A 16,351-nucleotide genomic window follows, 5' to 3' on the forward strand; every position below is an offset into this window, starting at 1 on the left:
GCGGCGGGGCGGGACCATGGTGTGGGATCGGTTCGCGGCCTCCGATCCGGGGCTGTTGCGTCTCACGGCCGGGCTGCGCACGGTCTCGGCGATCGCGCTCACCCTGGTGGTGCTGGCCCTGCTCGGCACCGACGTCTCCCACATGGTCACCGGTGCCATGACAGCGATGACGGCCACCTTCGCCGTCAAGGACAAGCTCGTACGCGACCAGGCGGTGACCCTCGCCCTGGGGCTGCCGGTCTCGCTGGCCGCCATGTCGCTGGCCGCCCTGCTGAACTCGCGGGTCGTCGCGGGTGACCTGTTCTTCGTGGTCCTCATCTTCGCCGCCGTCTACTTCCGGCGGTTCGGCGAGCGCGCCACCGCGCTGGGGCTCATCGGCTTCCAGATCTACTTCCTCGCCCTGTTCGTCGGTGCCTCGCCGTCCGCCCTGCCGGCGCTGTATCTGGCTCTGGCCGTCGGGTTCGGCTGCAGCGCGGTGGTGCGGTTCGGTGTCGTCCCGGAGACGCCCCAACGTGTACTGACACGGCTGCGCGACGCCTTCCGGATGCGTCTGGCCCAGCTCGTCTCCGTACAGATCGAACTGCTGGACGCCGGTCCGGAGCAGCTGGAGAAGGTGCTCGACGACATGCGGCTGCGTACGGCGCGGCTGCACGAGGCCGCGCTGATGATCCAGGGCCGGCTGGAGGAGGGCACCGAGGACGCGGACAAGGCGGCGCTGGTGCAACGCCGGGTCGCGGACGCCGAGATAGCCACGGAGCGGCTGGGCATGCTCCTGCTGAACGCCCGCAGCGTGGAGCGTGCGGACACCCTGACCCTTCATCTGCCGCACGCCCCGGTGCCGCTCACCGGGGACTGGAGGCCGGCCGAGGACGACGCGACGATCGCTCTGCGCCGGGACCTCAAGGCCCTGCACCTCCTGGTGAGCCGGCCGGCGTCCCTCGACGGGGGCACGGCGGTGGCCCACATACGCAACAGGCTGCTCGGCTACCGCGACGAGGAGAGGCTTCCGGCCGCACCCTCGGGCATCCAGGACGCGTTCCGCGGAATCGGTGAGGCCGCCCGCGCCGTCCTGGGGCTGCGGCTCGCGCTGGACGGCCCCCAGGACGAGTCCGACGACTCCCCGGCCACCATCCGTTCCCGCGAGGAGTTCGACGCGGAGGACATCGCGCTCGCCTCCTCCGAGACGCCCGAGGACGAGGACCCGTCCGGGCTGCGGCGCCCCACCACGAGGGCTGCCTTCCAGGTCTCGGTGGGTTCGGTGCTCGCCATGATCGGTGGTGAGCTCCTCTCGGACCAGCGCTGGTACTGGGCCGTTCTCACGTGCTGGGTCGTCTTCCTCAACACCGCGTCCACCGGCGAGATCCTGATCAAGGGGTACCGGCGGCTCCTGGGCACCCTGCTCGGCGCCGTCGCCGGAGTGGCGCTGGCGGGGCTGGTCGGTGACCACACCTGGGTTTCGTTCGCCCTGGTGCTCGTCTTCATCTTCGCGATGTTCTTCACCGCTCCGCTGTCGTACGCGGTCATGTCGTTCTTCGTGACGGCCATGCTGGGCCTGCTGTACACCTTGCTGAACTCGTACAGCTTCGACGTGCTGGTGCTGCGCATCGAGGAGACCGCGATCGGCGCGGCGTGCGGTGTCATCGCCGCCGTGCTGGTGCTTCCGGTGCGCACCGACCGCCGGACCGACGAACTGCTGGGAACCGTCCTGGAACGGCTGGGTGACGTCGCGTCGGCAGCGGTGGAGCAGCTGTCCGGCGGGCCGGCGTCCGATCTGCTCAGCAAGGCGCGGGGGCTGGACACGGCACTGGACGAGCTGCGGGACTCCACCAATCCGCTGACCTACCCGATCACCCCGCTGCGCGGCCGGCGCCGGACCGTCCGCTATCTGGTGGCGCTCCTGGAGACATGCGCCTACCACGCCCGTTCGCTCGCGGCGACGGCCGAGCTCGTGCCGCACAGCAAGACGATCGCGGCGGACCCCCGGCTCCACCGGGCCGGGCAGCGGATCGCCCACAACATCCGGGTGCTCGCCGCGCATGTCGAGGAGGAGGGAGCGCGGGGCGAGGTCGAGTCCGGTGCCAGCATCGCCTCGACGCTGCGGGACGACGGCTCCGGCACCGAGCCCTCCGGCACGGTGACCTTCCGCGTGCTGCGTCATCTGCAGCGTCTCGACGAAGGGGTGGTCGGGCTCGCCCGCCCCCTGGACGTACCGGTGGCCGAGCGCACGGACGCGAAGGCCGTACGCGACTGAGTTCCGGCCCCGGCGGGTGCGCACGGGGTGGCCTCAGCAGGAGCGGGTCCTGTCCTCGGCGTACTCGGTGACCGTCCACCGCTCCCCGTGCTCCAGCCTCGCCGTGGCCACGTGTCGCGCCGACAGGCCGTCCGGCGGCGGGAGGCGCCAGCCCGTCGTGGTGTCGAGGGTCTGCCATGCAGAGGTGTCCACGCAGTCCCTGACGGTCGCCGTGGGCGGCCGCTCGCCTACGGCGAGGGTGGTGACCTCCGGGTCGTGCCGGAGGTCACCGCGCATCTGGGCCCCCTCCTTGTTCATCCGGTCCAGGTCCGCCTCGACGGCGGCCCACGCGCCGGGCGTCAGGTACAGCTCGAGGTCCGTCCCCTCCGCCGAGGCGGCCCGGTACGCCTTCGTCCGCTCCGCCCACATCGCGCCGTACGCCTTCAGGACCTCGGCCTCGGCCTCAGCGGGCGCCGGGAGACCGCGCGCGGCCGAGGCGACCGGCGCGGTGGTCGCGGCCGCCGCGTGCGCGCCCGCCGGCGGCTTCGCGTCACCCTTGTCGTCCGTGCCGCTGCCGCAGCCGGCGATCAGGAGAGCGCATGTCGCGGCACCGCACCGGAGCACGACGCCCGCCCGGGAGCGCTTCTGCCGAGCCGTCACCATCAGTACCCCAACCAGCCGTCCGATATCGATCACCGGATCAACGACGCCCGCCCTCATCGGGTCACCGCCCGCACGGCTGAACTCCCCGCGCCTGACGCCGCCTTCGGCGCGTTCCCATCCTTGAACGGCAGTTGAGCTGCGGATCCCTCACGAGGTCTTGACTGCCTTCTGGTCTGTACCTATGGTCACCGGTCAGCGCGATCGTTCAACACCCAGTGCATCGTTCACATAGACGAACGGATGGCCCCCCACATGTCCCGCACACGCGCATCACACCGCACCAGAAGGCGCCCGGCGCTCCTGCTCACCGCCGCCGCCGCGACCGCCGCCCTGGTGGCCGGCATCCTCTCCCTGCCCGGCACCCAGCACGCGGAGGCCGCCCCCGCCGCCTTCGCGCACCCCGGAGTCACCGTCTCCAAGGGGCAGCTGGACTTCACCCGCGGCAAGGTCAACGCCGGCGCCCAGCCGTGGAAGGGCGCGTACGACCAGATGATGGCGAGCAGGTACGCCGATCAGAACCGCACCGCCAAGCCCCGCGCGACCGTCGAGTGCGGCTCGTACTCGAACCCCAACTACGGCTGCACGGACGAGCGTGAGGACGCGATAGCCGCGTACACCAACGCGCTCGCCTGGTACATCACCCGCGACGAGCGGTACGCGAAGAAGTCGATCGAGCTGATGGACGCCTGGTCGGCGGTGATCAAGGACCACACCAACAGCAACGCCCCGCTGCAGACCGGCTGGGCCGGCTCCTCCTGGCCGAAGGCGGCCGAGATCATCAAGCACACCTACACGGGGACGTGGTCCAACTCGGGCCGCTTCGCGACCATGCTGCGCGACGTCTATCTGCCGAAGCTCATCAACGGCTCGAACTCCAACGGCAACTGGGAGCTGTCGATGATGGAGGCCGCCGTCGGCATCTCCGTCTTCCTCGACGACAAGACGTCCTACGACAAGGCCATGGCGAAGTTCCGGACGCGTACGGCCGCGTACGTCTACCTCGCCTCCGACGGCGCCGTGCCCAGGACCGTGCCGAGCCAGAACCTCGACACCACCGCGAAGATCGTCAACTACTGGCAGGGACAGTCCACCTTCGTCACCGGGCTGACCCAGGAGACCTGCCGCGACTTCACGCACACCGGTTACGGCATCTCGGCCATCGCGCACATCGCCGAGACCAGCCGGATCCAGGGCCAGGACCTCTACGGCACGGACGTGGGCGAGCGGCTGCGGCAGGCGCTCGGCTTCCAGTCCAAGTACGAGCTCGGCGAGTCCGCACCGGGCTGGCTGTGCGGCGGATCGCTGCACACCGGCCTCGGCCCGGTCACCGAGGTCGGCTACAACGCCCTGCACAACCGCCTGGGCATCGCGATGACCAACACCCAGCGGCTGACCGAGCGGAACCGCCCGGCCGGCAGCAACAACCTCTTCGTGGCCTGGGAGACGCTGACCCACGGCGACAACCCGAACTGAGCCGGCCGTCCATAGCCGTGGATGCCGCCCCCGCATACGGTCGGGGGCGGCGTCCACGGCGTCCGAGCCGGACCGTGCCGATCGCCCCGCACCCGGTCCGTCGGCCGGTCACCGGCATGCTGTACGAAGAGCTGTGTGAACGAACAGACTCAGCCCGCGACGGTTCGCGTGTTCATCGCTCTCGCCCCGCCCGACCACGCGAAGGAAGAACTGGCCCGGGAACTGCGTGCCGCCCAGGACGCGTACCCCCTGATGCGCTGGAACCGCATCGAGGACTGGCACATCACCCTGGCGTTCCTCGGGGAGCTTCCGGTCGGCACCGTTCCGCTCCTGCACGGACCGCTGGCCGCCCTCGCGGCGGACCACCGGCCGCCCCGGCTGGCCCTGCGCGGCAGCGGTGTCTTCGACGACCGGGTGCTGTGGAGCGGGATCGAGGGAGACCTCGACGAGCTGCACATGCTCGCCGCGGACGTACGTTCCGCGGTCAAGGCCTGCGGTGTCACCTTCGAGGAGCGGCCCCTGCGCCCCCATCTGACCCTGGCCCGTGCCCGCCGTGGGGATCTGACCTCGGCAGCGGAGATCGCCGAGGGGTTCGCCGGGTTCAGCGGCCTGCGGTGGCCCGCCGGACGTCTGCATCTGGTCGGCAGCAACGCCGGCCGGAGCCGTGGGCCCATCCACTACCGCGACATCGAGGCCTGGCCCCTCGGTTGAGCCCAGGGCTGCACGGACGCGCCGAACGGCCCGGGCATAAACTGCGCACAGCACCGACGGGGGGCGCAACGTATGACGGCCGGGACGGTTCACAGGTGGGAGTCGACGCTCGACTCCGTGGTGGTGTACGAGCAGGGTGCGCTCTGCCGACGCCTTGCCAGGGGCGGCGTGCCACCGGACGGCAGGGTCCGGGTGACAGGACTGCCCCGCTCGCTGGACCCGGGTTCGCTGCGGGCCCGCGTCCTCGGCGCCCACGGGGTGCGCGTCGGTGAGGCCCGGGTGGAGGTCGAGGCCGAGCCTCTCGGTGCGCCGGCGCCCGAGGGGCTGCGGAGCAGGGTCGAGCGGTTGCGCGAGGAGTACGCGGCGGCGCGAGGGCGCCGGGACCACCAGCTGGGCCTCATCGAGGAGATCAGGGCGCTGCGCCCCGTCCCTCCGGCCCGCAGGCGTGAGGACGGGCACCGTCGCACCCCGGTCGACGCGTGGCTGGAGCTGGGCGGCTTCGTGGACGAACGGCTGACGGGGCTTCACACCCGCCTCGTCGAGCTGGAGGAGGCGCTGCGGAGTGCCGAGCACGAGCTCGGTGTCGCCGAGGACGAACTCGCCCGTGCCTCCACCGACGTACCGTCGGCGCACGTGGGGACCACCGTCTCGGCCGTCCTGACGGTCGATGTGTCCGGCGCCGACGACCCGGGTGCCGAGGTGGGGATCGAGCTCGAGTACGGGGTGCCGGGTGCCCTCTGGGTGCCGGCCTACCGGCTGGCCTACCGTCAGGGCGAGGGCGGAGGACGTCTGGTGCTGCGCGCCTCGGTGGCCCAGCGCACCGGCGAGGACTGGACCGGTGTGGCCGTCGGCCTGGCCACGGCCGACCTGCGGCGCGGGACCGGCCTGCCGAAGCTCCGTTCGATCCGGATCGGGCGCAGTCAGCCGACGTCCGCGCCTTCCGGCTGGCGCGAGCCTCCGGCAGGTCTCGCGGACCTGTTCACCGGGTACGACGGGGCACGCCCCCGTCCTGCCACGGCCGGTGTGCCGGTGGCCGGCGCCGCGGGGGCCCTTCCGCCTCCGCCTCCGCCGCCGATGGCGTACGGAGCGCCTCCCGTCGGGGGGCTTCCGGCACCGGGGGGTGCCTCGCCCGAGGCCTTCGACGGCCGGATGCCCGCCCCGGCGCAGCCGGCCCGGGCGCGCAGGGGCGGCGGGCCCGGTTACGGTGCCGCGCCCTCCCCGGCTCCCGCCGCCGCGGCCCCCTCGGCGCCCGGAGGCGCGCCGCCGCCCGCTCAGCCGCCCGGTCCTCCGCGGCCCAGCGGCGCCGAGCTCGACTACGCCGCGCTCGTCCTGTCCGGCCCCGACGAGCAGAGGGACCGCAGGGGGAGGCTGTTCCCCGGCGCCTCCTTCGATCCGGTGGCGGCCGAGTACCGGCGCCGCGCCGAGTCGGTGGCCGCGCTGCCGCTGCCGGGGCATGCCGTACGGCCCCGGGAGTCGGCAGGTTCCTTCGACCACCGCTTCGACACGGCCGCCCGCGTGGACATTCCGTCGGACGGCACCTGGCACACCGTCACCGTGGGGGAGATCGCCGTCGGCATGCACACCGAGTACCTGTGCGTACCGTCCGTGGAACAGACCGTGTACGCGACCCTGGTGCTCTCCAACTCCACGGACCAGGCCCTGCTCGCCGGTCCGGTGGACGTCACCGTCGACGACGACTTCCTTCTGACCGCCGCCCTGCCCACGCTCGCTCCCGGCGGTGTCCGCAGGGTGGGGCTCGGGCCGGCGGAAGGCATCCGGGTCACCCGTCGTACGAACCTGCACGAGTCCACGTCGGGGCTGCGCAACAGCACCACGGTGCTCGACCACCGCGTCCATGTGGAGCTGGCGAACCGCCTCGCCGGCCCCGCCACGGTCGAGGTCCGCGAACGGGTGCCGGTCACCTCCGAACCCGATGTCAGGATCGAGGAGCGGGCCGACTGGTCTGCGCCCGGGGAGGGCCCGGGGCCCGATCGTCACGCACCGGGGACCCGCGTCTGGCGGGTGGACCTTCCCGCCGGTGGCACCGCCGTGCTCGACGGCGGCTACGAGATCAGAATGCCGGCCGGCAAGGCCGTCGTCGGCGGCAACCGCAGGAGCTGACAGACGCCATGACCACGACTTCGAAGCCGATCGCCCTTCCCGTCACCGCGGTGACCTGCCTGGAGGACCGCGCGCACGTCGAGCGTGCCGTCGTGCTCGACCTGGAGGCAGGGGTCCACCGGCTGCGTCTCGGTCCGGTCAGCGCACTGGCGGTCGACCGGACGCTCCACGCCGAGCTGACCGCCGATCATCCGGCGGCCGTGCTCGACGTCCGGATCACCCGCAGCTGGACACCGCGCGGGCCGGTACCTCATGCCGAGGAGGACTCAGCGCTGCGCCTGCGGGTGCACACGCTGCGGGGCGAGCAACTCGCGCTGGAGCAGCGGCGCGACCGGCTGGAGGCCCGACGGGACCTCCTCGGCCGGCTGGCGGCCGATCTGTTGCGGGACATCGGCGAGGGCGCGGGCGCGGGTGAGACGGACAGCGCCCGCTGGGCCGGTGAGCTGGACAAGGTCGACGAGGAACGGGCCTCGTGCGGGGAGCAGTTGCGTACCGTGGAGGGCGAGCTGGCCGCCCTGGCCGATGAGCTCGGGCAGACCGAGCGGGCGGTCGACGCGTCGGAGGAGGAGCCCGCTGAGCTCGTCGGTCATGTCGAGCTGACCGTGGAGTGCGCGGCGGCCGGGCCGGTCGGGCTGGGGCTGAGCCATCTCACCTCGTGTGCGCTGTGGCGGCCCGCCTACCGGGCGGTGCTGGACGGCGGCTCCCTGACGCTGGAGACCGATGCGATGGTCTGGCAGCGCACCGGCGAGGACTGGTCGGACGTCAGGCTGACGCTGTCGACGGCCCGTTCGGCGCTGGCCACCGACCCGCCGCAGCTGGGCGAGGACCGGCTGACGCTCACGGACCGCTCCGCCGCGGAGCGCCGCACGGTCGGCGTCGAGCTGCGCGAGGAGGAGATCGGGGACCTCGGTCCCGCCCCGGTCGTGGGTCTGCCGGGGGTGGACGACGGCGGGGAGGTACGGGTGTTGCGGCCCCCGGCGCCCGTCTCCGTGCCTGGCGACGGGCGGGCGCACCGCGTGCCGCTGTCCGGTTTCAGCACCGCCGCGCGCAGTGAGTACGCGTGCTCCCCCGAGCTGTCCCCTCTGGTCACCCGGGTCGTACGGTTCGACAACCTGGCCGGCCATGCGCTGCTCGCGGGGCCCGTGGACCTGGTCCGCGGCAGCGGATTCGCCGGCCGCGGCACGCTGGAGTTCACCGCCCCCGGGGCTCCGGCCGAGCTGGCGTTCGGCAGTTGCGACGACCACCGGGTGGTCCGGCACACCGAGGAGACGCGGGAGACCGCCGGTATCACCCAGCGGAGCGTCATCACCCGTACGGTGCGGCTGCACCTGTCCCGGTTCTCCGCTCCCGGCGAGCGGGGGGAGCGGGTGGTCGTCCTGAGGGAGCGGCTTCCGGTCTCCGAGGTCTCGGCCGTGGAGGTGCGCCTGCGCCGGGAGTCCTGCTCTCCCGAGCCGGACACGGTCGACGCCGAGGGCATCGTCCGCTGGGACGTCACGCTGCCGCCCGACGGCCACCGCACGGTCACCCTGGTCTACGAGATCTCGGCGAGCGCCAAGGTCACCGGGCTCTGAGCCGCTGGTCTACGGGGCCTGACGGGAGGGCCTCGGCAGCAATGTGCCGTCGACGCGGAGGTCGACGTGCTCGTTGTAGAACGCGACCATGCCGGCGACGCGGTTGACCTGGACCGTCGGGAAGTCGTACGCCCAGGCGATGTCCCCGTGGCGGGTGGTGGGGCCGTCGAACGACCAGTAGCCGGTCGTCGTGCCCTTGTACGGGCAGCGGGTCACCGTGTCGGAGGGGCGCAGCCGGCTCCAGTCGATGTGGGTGCGGTCGAGGTAGTAGCGGGTGGGCAGGCCGGTCTCGAACAGGGTGACGCAGTCGGGGGCTTCCGCCAGCACGACGCCCTCCAGTTCGACGCGGACGCTGCTGGACGAGCGCAGCGCGTCGACCCGGGCGTACGGGCTCCTGGGGTGGACGAAGACGGGCTCGTCCTCCTCGAACCAGGAGTCCAGCGCCGCCCACTCGAACCGTACGGCGCCGCGCAGGGCGTCCGGGGCGGTGTCGTCCCAGACCCAGGCCGCACCTTCCCGGACCTCGGATCCGGCCCGGAGCGTATGGCGCCGGGCGGACCAGGCGCCCAGCGCCTCGACGTGGTGCTCGTCGGTGAGCACTCCGTCGACCAAGTCATCGGCCGGGATGCTGAATTGGGGGTACGGGGGCCATTCCCACCCGTACAGCGCGCGGCGGGTGTCGAAGACGAGGTGTCCGCCGAGCGTCCCCCGGACCCGCCGTGGCACGGGTTCGACATGCCCGACCGGGGTGATGAGGCGCGGGTACCGCACGCTGTCGTCCGCCATCGGTCGCCCACCTCGGTCCACTCGTCGGATGTGCGGTCCCGGAACCGGCTCGCGGAGGTTCTCACGCCCTGGCCCGAGGCTCCCCTTCTCACGAAATGCTACCCGGCGCGCGGATGGCGGCACCTTGAGCGGGTGCCACGGGAACCTCACCGCCGGTCCTCCCGCCGATCCTCCCGGGGGTCCTCCCGGCGGTCCGGACTGCGGTGTGCCTGGGCGGCCGAGGCCTCAATCCGGGTGAGCTGGAGGCCGAGGCTCGTCATCCACACCTCGAGGTCGACGGAGAGCCTCGCCGGCGAGCAGCCCTCCGGTGGGGGCACGAGGGGCGTCCCGGGGGCAGGGCGGTCCCCGATGAGCAGGGAGGCGATCCGGCCTGTCTCCCGGTCGAGATGGGACGCCGAGGCACGCGCCCAGTCGGCGCAGGGGAGCGACGGGCCACTTCCGGGCCGGAGCCCGAAGCGGGGCAGCCGGTAGGCGCCCATGAGGATGTGGTCGGCGACGAGGAGCACCGCGTGCCAGTCGGGGCCCGTGTCGTCCGCTGCCGTACCGGACTCGCTGCGGTACTGGGCGTACGCCGCCTCGGCGAGGCGCAGCCGGTGCAGGCTCGGCAGGGTTCGCGGTGGGGCCGGCGCCACGGGTGACGGGGTGAGCAGGTCCTCCGCGGTCGGCGGTACCAGCGTGCCGCAGGTGCGCAGCAGTGCGGCCATGGCGCGGACGGCCTCGCGGCGGGCGCCGGCCGGCCAGGCCAGGAGCCCGCACAGGAGGCCGATGGCGCTCCCGGTGGCGACGTCGATCATCCGTGCCTCGGACAACTGCCAGGTGACGGGCGTCATCTGGGCGAAGGCGGTGGCCACGACCAGGGTGAACAGCCCTTGCGCGTAGGCGATTCCGAGCAGCGGCCCCAGGGAGAATCCCAGCAGCATCGCGGGGGCGAGCAGTGCGGCGTACGCGTCGGTGTGCGAGCCGAGCCCGATCAGGAGGGCTCCTGCCGCCAGCGCCCCGACCGCGTTGCCGACGAGCGCCTCGCGGACCGCCTTCCAGGCGGCGCCCACGGTCGTACGTCCGAGGGTCAGCACGGCGAGCAGCACCCAGAATCCATGGGCCAGGTCGAGGGAGCCGGCGACCAGCCGGGCGGCGGCGAGGCCGAGCGCGATCCGGACGGCGTTCTGGAAGAGCACCGACCGCAGTGTCATGTTGCCGAGGACGCGCCGCGCCCACAGCCTCGGGGTGGAGAGCCGCGCGTACCAGAAGAGGTCGTGCGGGGCGGGCTGGACGGCGGGTCTGCCGTTGGCTGCGATGTCGACGGCGACCTCCACGATCCGTGCCAATTCGGCGAGGGCCAGCACCCGTGACTGCCGTCGCAGTACGTCGGTGCGGGGCGGCGAACCCGGGGCGGATGCCTCGGAAGCCAGGCGGACGCGTGCCGACTGGAATCCGCGCATGGCCTCCTCCAGCGCTCCGGGCACGGGCGGGGGCCGACCGGTGCGCAGGGACTGCGCGCAGGCGTCGCACACCGTCGCGATGTGGCCGAGGAGAGCGGCGGATGCCGGGTCGGCTGCCGGTGGGAGCTCGGCGAGGGTGGCCAGCTGGTCCAGGAGCCTTCGTACCGCGCGGCCGGCCTGCTCCAGTGCGCGGTCCGTCCGGCTCGCACCGGCGGGGCGTTCCGACGGCGGGAGCCGGGAGAGGCGCATCCTCGCGCCGGCATCGCGGAGGTTCTGCGGCGGCACCTCGGCACCGGAGGCTCCGCGGGCGGCCGTGCCGACGGCGTCCGCGAGCCGTTGCCGGTAGGCCGGGACGGACGGGTCGGGCAGCAGGAGCTCGGTGGCCGCGAGGAACAGGATGCCCACGGTCAGTCCGGTCAGCCGGTCCCCCAGCGAATCCGGGTCGTACGGCGGGAAGCAGGCCAGGATGTAGAAGAGCTGGAGGCCCGGGGCGGCGCCCGCCGCCCGTGGGCCCGCCACCGCGGCGAACGCCAGCAGGAAGCCGACGGCGAGCATGCCGCCGCTCGCCGCCCAGGTGTTGACCGCGAGAGCCGTGCCGAGGGCGGCGAGAGCCAGTGCCGGGGGCAGCACACGCAGGACCACGAGGGCTTGTCGGCGGCCGGATCCGGGGATGGCGGAGAGCAGGCCGACGGCGATGGGGGCGAAGAGCGCGTAGAGCGCCGCGGTCGGTCGTTCGGCGGCGTACAGGAGCGGGTAGAAGCCGGCGAGCGCCGCGAGAGTGATGCGGAGGGCTCTGCGCAGGACCGCCGGCCTCCCCGCCCCGGCGGTCACGCTCGTGCCGCCTTCAGGTGTACCGCCCTCACGGCCGGCAGCCCGTGCCCTGGGCGGGCGTGGTGTGACGGCCGTGGCCATGTCGTCATGCCGCACGCCTCCCGCCGGTGAACGTCCGGCCGCGCTCATGGGCTCCGGCCGCCTGCCGCCATTGTCGATCGGTACGCACCCGTCCGCTCGCGGTGCGACCGGCGCCGAACCACCCGCTCCGGTGCCCGGGACGGGCCGCCCGCCGGGCCCGGAATCCCCCGTCGACGGATCCTTGTCAATATCCAGAATCCTGTTTACTGTTTGATTTGTGAACGACCTGGATGCCCGCTTCCTCACGCGTAACGGCCTCGCCGCACGGCAGCTGGCCGCCGTGCTCCTGCATCACGAGCCGGAGACCCGGCTGCCCCGCGTGCGGGACTTCGCGGAGCAGCTGGGCTGTGGGAACGGCACGGTCCAGGCGGCTCTTCAGCTGCTGGAGCAGTCCGGGGCGATCTCGACGACCGCCCGGGGCCACCTCGGCACGTTCCTCGTCCGCTCGGACCGCACGATCCTGTGGCGGCTGTCCGGGCTGGGCACCCTCCTCGCCGCGATGCCGCTCCCCTACTCCCGTCGGTACGAGGGTCTGGCGACCGGGCTGCGTGGCGCCTTCGAGGAGGCGGGCGCGCCGTTCGCCGTGACCTTCATGCGGGGTGCCGGAGCCCGGACCGCGGCGCTGCTGGAAGGCAAGGTCGACCTGGTCGTCCTGTCACGCTTCGCCGCCGACCAGCTGATCGCGGAGCACCCTGTGGAGCTGGTGGCGGACCTCGGGCCCGCCACCTATGTGGGTGCTCACGGCATGCTCGTACGAAGGGGAGCCGATCTCCGGGCGCCGGGTCTGCGGGTGGCCATCGACCACACCTCGGAGGATCTGCGGATGCTCGTGGAGCGGGTCTTCGCCGGCCGGGAGGACATCGAGTGGCGGGAGGCCTCGTACATGCAGCTGCCCGACCTGTTCTCCCGTGACGAGGTGGACGCGACGGTGTGGAATCTCGACGAGGCGCAGGACCGGATCGGGCTCGGCGTCGACGTACTGCCGCTCGGTGACGAGGTGACCCGGGAGCTGGCGTTGCGCAACTCCAGTGCCGCGGTGATCTGCCGGTCCGACGGGATGACGGCGCTGGCCGCGATCCGCACCTCGCTCGATCTGTCGCTGGTGACCCGGCTGCAGGGTGAGGTCCTGAGGGGTGAGCGCATCCCCTCCTACTGACCGGCGGCGGGCCGGTGACCGGAGTCTCACTTTTCCGGAGCGTCGCCCGTCCTCAAAATACAGAATCCTGGTTACTGTTGATTTTAGGAGGATCACCATGGACGACCAGCTCGCACTGCGGCTCCAGCTCTTCCGCGAGGGCGGTCAGGTCAGGCCCGAGGTCGCTGATTTCGTCACCGCCGAACTGACCTCGCTGGAGTCCGAGGGTCTCACCGTCACCGAGGCTACGGCCGGGATGCTCACCAGCCATCTGATGATGGCGCTCGGCCGTCTGCTGGACGGGGAGCCGATCGAGCAGTTCCTCACCGACGACCAGGTCGCCGCCGAGCTCGCCGGGCATCCCGGTGCCGTCGCCCGGGCCCGCGCCGTCTCGGTGCGCGCGGAGCGGCAGCTGGGGGCGGCGCTTCCCGAGTCGGAGGTCAACTTCCTCGGCATGCACCTGGCCGTCCTCGCCCAGCAGCCCCCTTCCCCATCCACGCCCTGACCGGCCGCATCCGGCTGTACGGACATCTCTCACCCCGCGCACGACCTGATACAGGGAGAAGAACAGCGATGACGAAGATCCTCACCGGTGGAGTCGGCAAGGTCGAGGTCACCCGGGCCATCGGCAGGCTCGGGATCGACGCGCTCGACGTCGTCCCCTCCAGCGACATGGACGCCGCGATGAAGCTCAGGGTCGGCCAGGCCGACTACTACGTGGGCACCTGTCACACCGGCGCCGGCGCGTCGCTGGGCGTGCTCGTCGGTCTCATGGGCAGCGCCGCCTGCCACACCTTCGGGCGGAGCGTGCCCACCGAGGACGAGATCTCCGCCCTGCTCGCCGACGGCAAGAAGGTCTTCGGTTTCTCGATGGACCAGATCGACGCCATCGCCCCCATGATGGCGCGCGCCATCGCTGCCCGCGGCTGACCCGCAGCATCCTCGCATCGTCCCGGGCACCAAGGAGTGACTCGTGAGCACCACACTCGCCGCCGGTACCAGCCTCGACTTCACGCTGGCCCAGCAACTGACCGTGATCGCCCTCTGTGCGCTGACGGCCTACATCTCGCACATGGCCCTGGCCGTCTTCAACGACGGCGTACGTCCCTTCCTGCTGGACTTCATCCAGGGGCGCACCACCCGCAGCGCGACGACGGCTGTCTCCTTCGGTCTCTCCGCGGGGTTCATCTTCGGGCTCGGCGCGCCGATGGCGCTCTCCACCGGTGTGCTGAATCCGTGGCTCGTCTTCCTGCCCACCGACATCCTCGGGATGCTGTCGCCGAAGAAGTGGCTCGCGCCGATTCTCGGTGCGGCCTGGGGGGCCGTCGTCGTGTTCGGGCTGAACGGCGCGAACAACGTGGCGCACGACCTGCCGGTCGACTTCCTGACCGCGATGCAGCAGATGTCGACGCCGATCCTTTTCCTCTTCACGCTGTTCCCGGTGCTCGCCATCACCAAGCAGTTCGGCCGTAGGTGGGGCGGTGTCGCGGGCGGCCTCGAACTGGTCCTCGTCGTGATGACCATGAAGCTCTGGCCGAACATGTTCGCCGGGGCGCTCGCCATGGCGGCCGGTGTGCTGATGCTCATCGGACTGGCGGTCTCCAAGGACGTCAGGCAGCGCCGGGCGGACCGGACAGCGGGTGTCGTCGAGGAGGTCCCGCAGGACGATCCGATGGCCTCCCTCTTCAGCGCGAGCGCGGCCCGTCTGCGCAGGTATCTGCCGCTGTTCATGGTGCTGGGGGCCGGGGTCTGTGTGCTCGCCCAGATGCACATATTCGGCGGCGGGGAGGCGACCAGCTTCCTGATCGCGAAGGGGCAGTACTCCGAAGCGGCCCAGGTGGACTTCTACCGGGTGTTCGGCTTCATCCCGCTCATCGCGACGACCGCGCTGGCTTCCGGCGCGTACGGGATCGCCGGGTTCACGCTGGTGTACCCGATCGGCTACCTCATGCCGAACCCGTTCCTGGCGGCCGTGGTCGGCGCAGTCGTGTTCGCCGTCGAGGTCCTGGCGCTCTCCTGGATCGGCCGGATACTCGGCAAGCTGCCCAGCGTGCGGGACTCGTCCGAGCACCTGCGCAGTGCCATCGGGGACACCCTCCAGCTGGCGATCCTCTTCGGGTCGCTGATGGCCGCGAACGCCATGGGAGGCGGGCTCGGCATCCTCGTCGTCGGCGGTCTCTACCTGCTGAACGAGGCGATGGGCCGGCCGGTCGTGAGGATGGCCGCCGCTCCCGCGGCCGTGATCGTCGGGGGCATCGTCCTCAACATCCTGTACTGGCTCGACCTGTTCACCCCGCTCAAGGGCTGACCACTCCGGGACAGGACCGGGCCGTACGAGAGAGGGACCCCCACGATGAACCGCCCCGCACCACGCACCCTGCGCACCGTCACCGGAGAGCTGCCCGCCGCCTCCGTACGCGGTCCCGTTCTCGCGCACGAGCACCTCGTCCTCGATCTGGACCGCCTGGGCGACGGCGCTGCCGTCCTCCATCCGGAGCACCACTCGGCTGCGGTGACCGCCGAACTGGCCTCACTGCGTGAGGAGTTCGAGCTCTCGCTCGTCGTCGAGCTGACCTGCCGGGGCATGGGCCGTGATGCCGGGGCCCTGGCCAGGATCTCGCGGGACGCCGGGGTGGCCGTCGTCGCGGCCACCGGCTGGTACTACGAGCCGTTCCACACGCCGGAGACCGAGGTGGGCGATGTGGAGCAGCTCGCCGGTCTCCTCGTCCGCGAGGCCGAGGGCGGCATCGGCGCGAGCGGTGTGCTGCCGGGTGTCCTCGGCGAGATCGGCAGCCACGGCGACGTTCCGACCGCTGCCGAGGCCAAGGTGCTCCGGGCGGGGGCGCGGGCCGCGCTGGCCACGGGGCTCTCCGTCGCCACCCATGCGCAGCTCGGCCGGGGCGGGCCCGCCCAGCTGGAGCTGCTCACCGGTGAGGGCCTGCCGGCGCACCGGATCAGCATCGGCCACCAGGACCTGCTCGACGACCCGGGTGTCCACCGGGAGCTCGCGGCGCGGGGGGCGTACGTCGCTTTCGACACCGTGGGCAAGTCGGCGTACCGCAGCGACCGGGACCGGCTGGAGCTGCTGCTCACCCTTCTGGAGGCCGGACACGCCGACCGCGTACTGCTCAGCTGCGACATCTCCCGCCATGGCTACCTCCTGGACGAGGGGGGCCAGGGATACGGCCACCTGTTCCGGAGCTTCCTTCCCCGGCTCCGGGCGGCGGGCGCCGACGACGGTGTGATCGATCTGCTGACCCGCCGCAATCCGCTGCGCTTCCTGACCGGGGCGAGCGAGGAGGACAACTGA

The 16,351-nt window shown here is 72.2% G+C and carries 13 protein-coding genes; 10 read left to right on the forward strand and 3 right to left on the reverse strand.

From position 1 onward, the window contains the following. The first annotated feature begins 16 nt into the window (after positions 1 to 16). A complete protein-coding gene (locus JKV81_RS11445) occupies positions 17 to 2,251 on the forward strand; it encodes an FUSC family protein (protein WP_236056322.1) in 2,235 nt (744 codons plus the stop codon). A gap of 33 nt (positions 2,252 to 2,284) precedes the next feature. Here JKV81_RS11445 and JKV81_RS11450 read toward each other — a convergent pair whose 3' ends face one another. Further along, a complete protein-coding gene (locus JKV81_RS11450) occupies positions 2,285 to 2,893 on the reverse strand; it encodes a secreted protein/lipoprotein (RefSeq protein ID WP_202075623.1) in 609 nt (202 codons plus the stop codon). A 252-nt stretch (positions 2,894 to 3,145) separates the two neighbouring features. Between JKV81_RS11450 and JKV81_RS11455 the strand changes: the two genes are divergently transcribed. From JKV81_RS11455 to JKV81_RS11470, 4 genes are all read left to right on the forward strand, one after another. Continuing rightward, positions 3,146 to 4,366, forward strand: coding sequence for an alginate lyase family protein (locus JKV81_RS11455; RefSeq protein WP_202075626.1), 1,221 nt, complete (start codon positions 3,146 to 3,148; stop codon positions 4,364 to 4,366). Positions 4,367 to 4,501: 135 nt separating this feature from the next. Then, positions 4,502 to 5,077, forward strand: a complete 576-nt coding sequence (gene thpR / locus JKV81_RS11460; RefSeq protein ID WP_164992616.1) for an RNA 2',3'-cyclic phosphodiesterase — start codon at positions 4,502 to 4,504, stop codon at positions 5,075 to 5,077. A 72-nt stretch (positions 5,078 to 5,149) separates the two neighbouring features. Then, complete coding sequence (locus JKV81_RS11465; protein ID WP_202075628.1) at positions 5,150 to 7,198, forward strand: DUF4139 domain-containing protein; 2,049 nt, start codon at positions 5,150 to 5,152, stop codon at positions 7,196 to 7,198. A gap of 8 nt (positions 7,199 to 7,206) precedes the next feature. Next, complete coding sequence (locus JKV81_RS11470) at positions 7,207 to 8,769, forward strand: mucoidy inhibitor MuiA family protein (protein ID WP_202075630.1); 1,563 nt, start codon at positions 7,207 to 7,209, stop codon at positions 8,767 to 8,769. 9 nt (positions 8,770 to 8,778) lie between these two features. Here JKV81_RS11470 and JKV81_RS11475 read toward each other — a convergent pair whose 3' ends face one another. Both JKV81_RS11475 and JKV81_RS11480 read right to left on the reverse strand, forming a co-directional pair. Further along, a complete protein-coding gene (locus JKV81_RS11475) occupies positions 8,779 to 9,555 on the reverse strand; it encodes a DUF427 domain-containing protein (protein WP_202075635.1) in 777 nt (258 codons plus the stop codon). A 146-nt stretch (positions 9,556 to 9,701) separates the two neighbouring features. After that, on the reverse strand, positions 9,702 to 11,825 hold the full coding sequence (locus JKV81_RS11480; RefSeq protein ID WP_307820519.1) for an FUSC family protein: 2,124 nt from the start codon (positions 11,823 to 11,825) through the stop codon (positions 9,702 to 9,704). A 298-nt stretch (positions 11,826 to 12,123) separates the two neighbouring features. Between JKV81_RS11480 and yhfZ the strand changes: the two genes are divergently transcribed. The 5 genes from yhfZ (at position 12,124) to JKV81_RS11505 (ending at position 16,351) form a co-directional block, all read left to right on the forward strand. Next, positions 12,124 to 13,062 (forward strand): GntR family transcriptional regulator YhfZ, encoded by a 939-nt coding sequence (yhfZ, locus tag JKV81_RS11485; protein ID WP_202075642.1) that lies wholly within the window; start codon positions 12,124 to 12,126, stop codon positions 13,060 to 13,062. A gap of 97 nt (positions 13,063 to 13,159) precedes the next feature. Next, on the forward strand, positions 13,160 to 13,546 hold the full coding sequence (locus JKV81_RS11490; RefSeq protein WP_202075644.1) for a transcriptional antiterminator: 387 nt from the start codon (positions 13,160 to 13,162) through the stop codon (positions 13,544 to 13,546). 68 nt (positions 13,547 to 13,614) lie between these two features. Next, complete coding sequence (locus JKV81_RS11495) at positions 13,615 to 13,971, forward strand: DUF2620 domain-containing protein (protein WP_202075646.1); 357 nt, start codon at positions 13,615 to 13,617, stop codon at positions 13,969 to 13,971. 43 nt (positions 13,972 to 14,014) lie between these two features. Next, positions 14,015 to 15,349 carry a YhfT family protein gene (locus JKV81_RS11500; protein WP_202075649.1) on the forward strand — a complete coding sequence of 445 codons (1,335 nt, stop codon included), beginning with the start codon at positions 14,015 to 14,017 and terminating at the stop codon, positions 15,347 to 15,349. Between the two features lie 45 nt (positions 15,350 to 15,394). Beyond that, positions 15,395 to 16,351, forward strand: coding sequence for a phosphotriesterase family protein (locus JKV81_RS11505; protein ID WP_202075650.1), 957 nt, complete (start codon positions 15,395 to 15,397; stop codon positions 16,349 to 16,351).

This window comes from Streptomyces silvae (genome assembly GCF_016745505.1).
Taxonomy (GTDB): domain Bacteria; phylum Actinomycetota; class Actinomycetes; order Streptomycetales; family Streptomycetaceae; genus Streptomyces; species Streptomyces silvae.

Coding starts and splice junctions, on each gene's coding strand:
- JKV81_RS11445 (WP_236056322.1), top strand. CDS start 17: ATGGTGTGGGATCGGTTCGCGGCCTCCGATCCGGGGCTGTTGCGTCTC.
- JKV81_RS11450 (WP_202075623.1), bottom strand. CDS start 2,893: ATGGTGACGGCTCGGCAGAAGCGCTCCCGGGCGGGCGTCGTGCTCCGG.
- JKV81_RS11455 (WP_202075626.1), top strand. CDS start 3,146: ATGTCCCGCACACGCGCATCACACCGCACCAGAAGGCGCCCGGCGCTC.
- JKV81_RS11465 (WP_202075628.1), top strand. CDS start 5,150: ATGACGGCCGGGACGGTTCACAGGTGGGAGTCGACGCTCGACTCCGTG.
- JKV81_RS11470 (WP_202075630.1), top strand. CDS start 7,207: ATGACCACGACTTCGAAGCCGATCGCCCTTCCCGTCACCGCGGTGACC.
- JKV81_RS11475 (WP_202075635.1), bottom strand. CDS start 9,555: ATGGCGGACGACAGCGTGCGGTACCCGCGCCTCATCACCCCGGTCGGG.
- JKV81_RS11490 (WP_202075644.1), top strand. CDS start 13,160: ATGGACGACCAGCTCGCACTGCGGCTCCAGCTCTTCCGCGAGGGCGGT.
- JKV81_RS11495 (WP_202075646.1), top strand. CDS start 13,615: ATGACGAAGATCCTCACCGGTGGAGTCGGCAAGGTCGAGGTCACCCGG.
- JKV81_RS11505 (WP_202075650.1), top strand. CDS start 15,395: ATGAACCGCCCCGCACCACGCACCCTGCGCACCGTCACCGGAGAGCTG.